The 6,985-nt window shown below is 67.1% G+C and carries 4 protein-coding genes; all 4 read left to right on the top strand.

Annotation, left to right across the window (positions count from 1 at the left end; genetic code table 11):
* Positions 1-3,464 (top strand): indolepyruvate ferredoxin oxidoreductase family protein (locus tag AC1DY5_RS00600; protein ID WP_478107329.1); only part of this gene is annotated, 3,464 nt, incomplete at its 5' end.
* Positions 3,465-3,661: 197 nt separating this feature from the next.
* The gene (yajC, locus tag AC1DY5_RS00595) at positions 3,662-3,991 is read left to right on the top strand and encodes a preprotein translocase subunit YajC (RefSeq protein ID WP_478107327.1); all 330 of its coding nucleotides are present in this window, start codon (positions 3,662-3,664) and stop codon (positions 3,989-3,991) included.
* A 52-nt stretch (positions 3,992-4,043) separates the two neighbouring features.
* The gene (gene secD, locus AC1DY5_RS00590; protein ID WP_478107325.1) at positions 4,044-5,921 is read left to right on the top strand and encodes a protein translocase subunit SecD; all 1,878 of its coding nucleotides are present in this window, start codon (positions 4,044-4,046) and stop codon (positions 5,919-5,921) included.
* 12 nt (positions 5,922-5,933) lie between these two features.
* Positions 5,934-6,887 (top strand): protein translocase subunit SecF, encoded by a 954-nt coding sequence (gene secF, locus AC1DY5_RS00585; RefSeq protein ID WP_478107323.1) that lies wholly within the window; start codon positions 5,934-5,936, stop codon positions 6,885-6,887.
* Positions 6,888-6,985: the final 98 nt, after the last annotated feature.

Below are 6,985 nucleotides of genomic sequence, written 5' to 3'. Positions count from 1 at the left end.
ACCAGCAGCGGGGCAAGAACACGGCCGGCTTCATCAGCGGCTACCGCGGCTCGCCGCTCGGCGGCTACGACCAGGCGCTGTGGAAGGCCAGCAAGTACCTGAAGGCGCAGAACATCGTCTTCCAGCCCGGCGTCAACGAGGAGCTCGCGGCCACCGCGTTGTGGGGCACGCAGCAGCTGGGCTTCTCGCCGCCCGGCACCAACAAGTTCGACGGCGTTTTCGGCATCTGGTATGGCAAGGGGCCGGGCGTCGACCGCTGCTCCGACGTCTTCAAGCATGCCAACATGGCCGGCACGACGGAGTTCGGCGGCGTCATCGCGGTGGCCGGCGACGACCACATCTCCAAGAGCTCGACCGCGGCGCACCAGAGCGACCACATCTTCAAGGCCTGCGGCACACCGGTGTTCTTCCCGGCCAACGTGCAGGAAATCCTCGACCTCGGCATCCATGCCTTCGCGATGAGCCGTTTCGCCGGCATCTGGTCGGGCATGAAGACGATCCAGGAGATCGTCGAATCGAGCGCCACCGCGATGATCGATCCCGAGCGGGTCGAGATCGTGATCCCGACCGACTTCCAGATGCCGCCCGGCGGCCTGCACATCCGCTGGCCCGACCATGCGCTCGAACAGGAAGCGCGTCTGATGCACTACAAGTGGTACGCCGCGCTGGCCTACATCCGCGCCAACCGGCTCAACCACAACGTGATCGAAGGGCCGAACGACCGCTTCGGCATCATGGCCAGCGGCAAGGCCTTCAACGACACGCGCCAGGCCTTGATCGACCTCGGCCTGGACGACGCGGCCTGCCGGCAGCTTGGCATCCGGCTGCACAAGGTCGCGGTGGTGTGGCCGCTCGAGGCCCAGCTCACGCGCGAGTTCGCCACCGGCCTGCAGGAGATCCTGGTGGTCGAGGAGAAGCGCCAGGTCATCGAGTACCAGCTCAAGGAAGAGCTCTACAACTGGCGCGGCGATGTGCGGCCCAACGTGGTCGGCAAGTTCGACGAAGGCGAGGTCCACGAGGCCGAAGGCTATTCGGGCGGTGAATGGTCGGTGCCGAACCCGACTGCGCACACGCTTTTGCGCGCCAACGCCGACCTGAACCCGGCACTGATCGCCAAGGCGATCGCCCAGCGCCTCAAGAAGACCGGGCTGCTGGCCGCGGCCGGCGCCGACATGGCGGCGCGCATCGACGCCCAATTGGCGATCCTCGAGGCCAAGGAGCGCGCGATGGCGGCGCCGAAGTCGCTCGGTGCCGCCGACGCGACGCGCCAGCCCTGGTTCTGCTCGGGCTGCCCGCACAACACCAGCACCGTGGTGCCCGAAGGCTCGCGCGCGATGGGCGGCATCGGCTGCCACTTCATGGCGACCTGGATGGACCGCTCGACCATCGGCTTCACGCAGATGGGGGGCGAGGGCGTGCCATGGGTCGGTCAGCAGCCCTTCACCACCGACCAGCACATCTTCGCCAATCTCGGCGACGGCACCTACTTCCACAGCGGCCTGCTGGCGATCCGCCAGAGCATCGCGGCCGGCGTCAGCATCACCTACAAGATCCTCTACAACGACGCGGTCGCGATGACCGGCGGCCAGCAGGTCGGCGAGCGCCCCGAAGGCCATTCGGTGCTGCAGATCGCCGAAAGCCTCCATGCCGAAGGCGCGGTCAAGGTGGTGGTGGTCACTGACGAGCCCGAGAAATACGAAGGCGTGACGGTGCCCGGCGACCACGTCAAGGTGCGTCACCGCGACGAGCTCGACGAGATCCAGCGCGAGTTCCGCGAGATCAAGGGCACCACGGCCATCATCTACGACCAGACCTGCGCCACGGAGAAGCGCCGCCGCCGCAAGCGCGGCACGGCGGTCGACCCGGCGGTGCGCGTGGTGATCAATGAGCTGGTCTGCGAAGGCTGCGGCGACTGCAGCGTCAAGAGCAACTGTCTGTCGGTGGAACCGCTCGAGACCGAGTTCGGCCGCAAGCGCACGATCAACCAGAGCACCTGCAACAAGGACATGAGCTGCCTCAAGGGTTTCTGCCCGAGCTTCGTGACGGTCGAGGGCGGCCAGCTCAAGAAGAAGTCGAAGAGCAAGGGCGCCTCCCCGGTCGAACTAGGCGCATTGGCCGACCCGGTGCTGCCGGCGCTGGGCAACGGCCAGGTCTGGGGCGTCGTGGTGGCCGGCGTCGGCGGCACCGGCGTGATCACCATCGGCCAGCTGCTCGGCATGGCCGCGCACATCGAGGGCAAGGGCATCGTCACGCAGGACGCGGCCGGCCTGGCGCAGAAGGGCGGCGCGACCTGGAGCCACGTGCTGATCGGCGACACCCAGGATTCGATCCGGACCACCCGCGTCGGCACCGCCGCGGCCGACCTGGTGCTGGCCGCCGACCCGCTGGTTGCGGTCAACGCCGAGACCACGGCGCGCATGCGCGAGGGGCGCACCAACGTCGCGCTCAACAGCCACAGCACGCCGACCGCGGCCTTCGTGCGCGATGCCAACTGGGTCAATCCGCAGGACGATTGCGCAAACGAGATCGCGCGCATGGTGGGCGCCGATGCAGTCGGCGCCTTCGATGCCGATGCCGCGGCGACCTCGCTGATGGGCGACAGCCTGTATGCCAACCCGATGCTGCTGGGCTTCGCCTGGCAGAAGGGCTGGATCCCGCTCGCCCACGAGTCGCTGATGCGGGCCATCGAGCTCAATGCGGTGGCCATCGACAACAACAAGACGGCCTTCGAGTGGGGCCGCCAGGCCGCCCAGCGACCGGCGGAGCTGCAGAAACGCATGCAGCCGGGGCAGGTCATCGAGTTCAAGAAGCGCGAGACGGTTGAGAGCCTGGTGGCCCGCCGCGTCGAATTCCTGACCGGCTACCAGAACGCCGCCTATGCCGGCGAGTACAAGGCCTTCGTCGCCAAGGTGCAGCAGACCGAGTCGGCGCTCGGCAAGACCAGCCTGACCGAGGCGGTGGCGCGCTACCTGTTCAAGCTGATGGCCTACAAGGACGAGTACGAGGTTGCGCGACTGCACATCGACCGCAGCTTCCTCGACCGCGTCGAAGGCATGTTCGAGGGCGACTTCAAGCTCAACTACCACCTGGCGCCGCCGATCATCGCGAAGAAGAACACCAAGGGCGAGTTGCAGAAGCAGAAGTTCGGCCCGGCGATGCTGACCGGCTTCAGGCTTCTGGCAAAGCTCAAGGGCCTGCGCGGCACCGCGCTCGACCTCTTTGGCCGCACCGAGGAGCGCAAGGCCGAGCGCGCGCTGATCGGCGAATACCGCGCCAGCATCGAAGAGGTGATCGCCGGCTTGAGTGCTGGCAACCACGCCACAGCGCTGGAAATCGCCAGCCTTCCCGAACAGATCCGCGGCTACGGCCACGTCAAGGAGCGCAATCTGGCCGCCGCGCGGGTGCGCTGGGCCGAACTCATGGCCAAGTGGCGCAACCCGCAGGCCCCGCGCGCCGTGGCCTGAGTGCCCGGGGCTGCCAAGCCCCGAAAACCCCAAGCACGGCCCCGGAATAGGGTCGTCTGCCCTCTATACAATGCCCGGTGCTGTGCGCGGCGGCTTGGCCCCGCGCTGCGTGGCTGCTGGGTGCGGCCGCGGAACCGCCGGGCCCTTTTCCCATCCAAGGCCGGCGCTCCTCTTCTTTCCCTCTGTTGGAGACTCCCTTGTTCATTTCCTCTGCTTTCGCCCAGACCGCGCCCGCTGCCGGTGGTGGCGACATGATGTCCTCGCTTGGCAGCATGCTGCCGCTGGTGTTGATGTTCGTGGTCCTTTACTTCGTCATGATCCGCCCGCAGATGAAGCGCCAGAAGGAAGCGCGCGCCATGATCGAGGCCCTGGCCAAGGGTGACGAGGTCGCCACCTCCGGCGGCATGCTCGGCAAGATCACCCAGCTCGGCGAGCAGTACCTGACGATCGAGATCGCCAAGGGCGTCGAGGTCCAGATCCAGCGCAGCGCCGTCGTGCAGGTGCTCCCCAAGGGCGCGATCAAGTAAGTAGAGCTACAACGCGGGCGCCGGACACCGCGCGCCCCTGAAGGTTGAATCGATGAACCGTTACCCGGTCTGGAAGTACGCGATCATCGTGATCGTGCTGCTGGTGGGGCTTGTCTATGCCCTGCCCAATTTCTTCGGCGAGGCGCCTGCGGTGCAGGTCTCGTCGGCCAAGTCGACCGTCAAGGTCGACGCCGGCACGCAGGCCCGTGTGGCCGAGGCGCTCAAGGTCGCCGGGCTGGCGCCCGACCTCCTGACGCTCGACGCCACCTCGGTGCGGGCCCGCTTCGCCACCACCGACGACCAGTTGAAGGCGCGCGACACGCTGCAGCGGGCCCTGGTGCCCGATCCGAGCGACCCGCCCTACACGGTGGCGCTGAACCTGGTGTCGCGCTCGCCGAGCTGGCTCGCGGCGCTGCACGCATTCCCGATGTACCTGGGCCTCGACCTGCGCGGCGGCGTCGACTTCCTGCTGCAGGTCGACATGAAGGGCGCCATCGACAAGCGCGCCGAATCCTTCGCCAGCGACCTGCGCACCGGCCTGCGCGACAAGAGCGTGCGCGGCAGCGCGGTCAGCCGCAACGGCCAGACCGTCGAGATGCGTTTCCGCGATGCCGCCGGCCTGGACGCCGCCAAGCGGCTGCTGCAGGACCAGTTCCCCGACCTGACCGGCGTCGAGAGCCAGGAAGGCACCGATTTCAAGCTGGTCGCCTCGATCAAGCCCGAAGCCGTGCGCCGGCTGCAGGACGCGGCCCTGAAGCAGAACATCACGACCCTGCACAACCGGATCAACGAACTCGGCGTGGCCGAACCCGTGATCCAGCAGCAGGGCCTGGACCGCATCGTGGTCCAGCTGCCCGGCGTCCAGGACACCGCCAAGGCCAAGGACATCCTGGGCCGCACCGCCACGCTCGAGATGCGCCTGGTCGACGAAAGCGCCGAAGGCCGCGCGGCCGAGCTCGGCACCGGCCCGGTGCCCTTCGGCTCGGAGAAGTTCCTCGACCGCCAGGGCCGTCCGGTGATCGTCAAGAAGCAGGTGCTGGTGACCGGCGAGAACCTCACCGACGCCCAACCCGGCTTCGACTCCCAGACCCAGCAGCCCAAGGTCGACCTGACCATGGACGCCAAGGGCGGGCGCATCATGCGCGACGTCAGCCGCGAGAACTTCCGCAAGCGCATGGCGATGCTGATCTTCGAGAAGGGCAAGGGCGAGGTGCTGACCGCGCCGTCGATCAACGGCGAACTCGGCAACCGCTTCCAGATCTCCGGCTCGATGAGCGTGGTCGAGGCCAACGACCTGGCGCTGCTGCTGCGCGCCGGCTCGCTGGCGGCGCCGATGGAGATCATCCAGGAACGCACCATCGGCCCCAGCCTGGGCGCCGACAACATCAAGAAGGGCTTCGACAGCGTGATGTACGGCTTCGCCGCGATCATGGTGTTCATGTGCCTGTACTACGCGCTGTTCGGCGTCTTCTCGTCGATCGCGCTGGCGGTCAACCTGCTGCTTCTGGTGGCGATCCTCTCGATGCTGCAGGCCACGCTGACCCTGCCCGGCATCGCCGCCATGGCGCTGGCCATCGGCGTCGCGATCGACTCCAACGTGCTGATCAACGAGCGCATCCGCGAGGAACTGCGCGGCGGCGCCTCGCCGCAGGCCGCCATTCACGCCGGCTACGAGCGCGCCTGGGGCACCATCCTCGACTCCAACGTCACCACGCTGATCGCCGGCGTGGCGCTGCTGGCTTTCGGCTCCGGCCCGATCCGCGGCTTCGCGGTGGTGCACTGCATCGGCATCGTCACCTCGATGTTCTCGGCCGTGTTCTTCTCGCGCGGGCTGGTGAACTTCTGGTACGGCAGCAAAAAGAAGCTCAAGACGGTGTCGATCGGCACCGTCTGGAAGCCGGACACCACCGCCGTGGCCAACGCGAAATAAGGGACACGACAAATGGAATTCTTCCGGATACACAGGACGATCCCGTTCATGCGCCACGCGCTGGTGCTGAACGCGGTGTCCTTCATCACCTTCGCGCTGGCGGTCTTCTTCCTGTTCCACCGCGGGCTGCACCTGTCGGTGGAGTTCACCGGCGGCACGGTCATGGAAGTCGCCTACCAGCAGTCGGTCGACGTCGGCAAGGTGCGCGCGACCATCTCCAAGCTCGGCTACCAGGACGTGCAGGTGCAGAACTTCGGCACCTCGCGCGACGTCCAGATCCGCCTGCCGGTGCAGAAGGGCCAGACCTCGGCCCAGCAGAGCGAGCAGGTCATGGCCGCGCTGCAGGCGGTCGACCCGACCGCGACCCTGCGCGGCAACGAGTTCGTCGGCCCGCAGGTCGGCGAGGAACTGACCACCAACGGCCTCAAGGCGCTCGGCATGGTGGTGGTCGGCATCATGATCTACCTGGCCTTCCGCTTCGAATGGAAGTTCGCCCTGGCCACCGTGCTCGCCAACCTGCACGACGTGGTCATCATCCTGGGCTTCTTCGCTTTCTTCCAGTGGGAGTTCTCGCTGGCGGTGCTGGCGGCGGTGCTGGCGGTGCTGGGCTACTCGGTCAACGAGTCGGTGGTGATCTTCGACCGTGTGCGCGAGAACTTCCGCCGCTACCGCAAGCTGAGCACCCCCGAGGTGATCGACAGCGCGATCACCTCGACCATCAGCCGGACCATCATCACGCACGGTTCGACCCAGCTGGTGGTGCTCTCGATGTTCTTCTTCGGCGGCCCGACCCTGCACTACTTCGCGCTGGCCCTGACCATCGGCATCTGCTTCGGCATCTACTCGTCGGCCTTCGTGGCGGCGGCCATCGCCATGTGGCTGGGCGTGAAGCGCGAGGACCTGGTCAAGGGGCCGGTCAAGCGGGACGGCGATCCGAATGACCCGAACGCCGGCGCGACAGTCTGAACCTGGGGTAGCCGAGCATGGAGGGCTCTTGTGCGGTTACGCTTCCCGATGCAAGCTCGTGCCTGCCGTCGAAACGAAACAATTGCCGTCCTGACCAT

The sequence above is a fragment of the Variovorax sp. P4_D9 genome (genome assembly GCF_056401695.1).
Note: the sequence above shows the minus strand (reverse complement) of the source record. Positions and strands in the feature narration are given on the sequence as shown.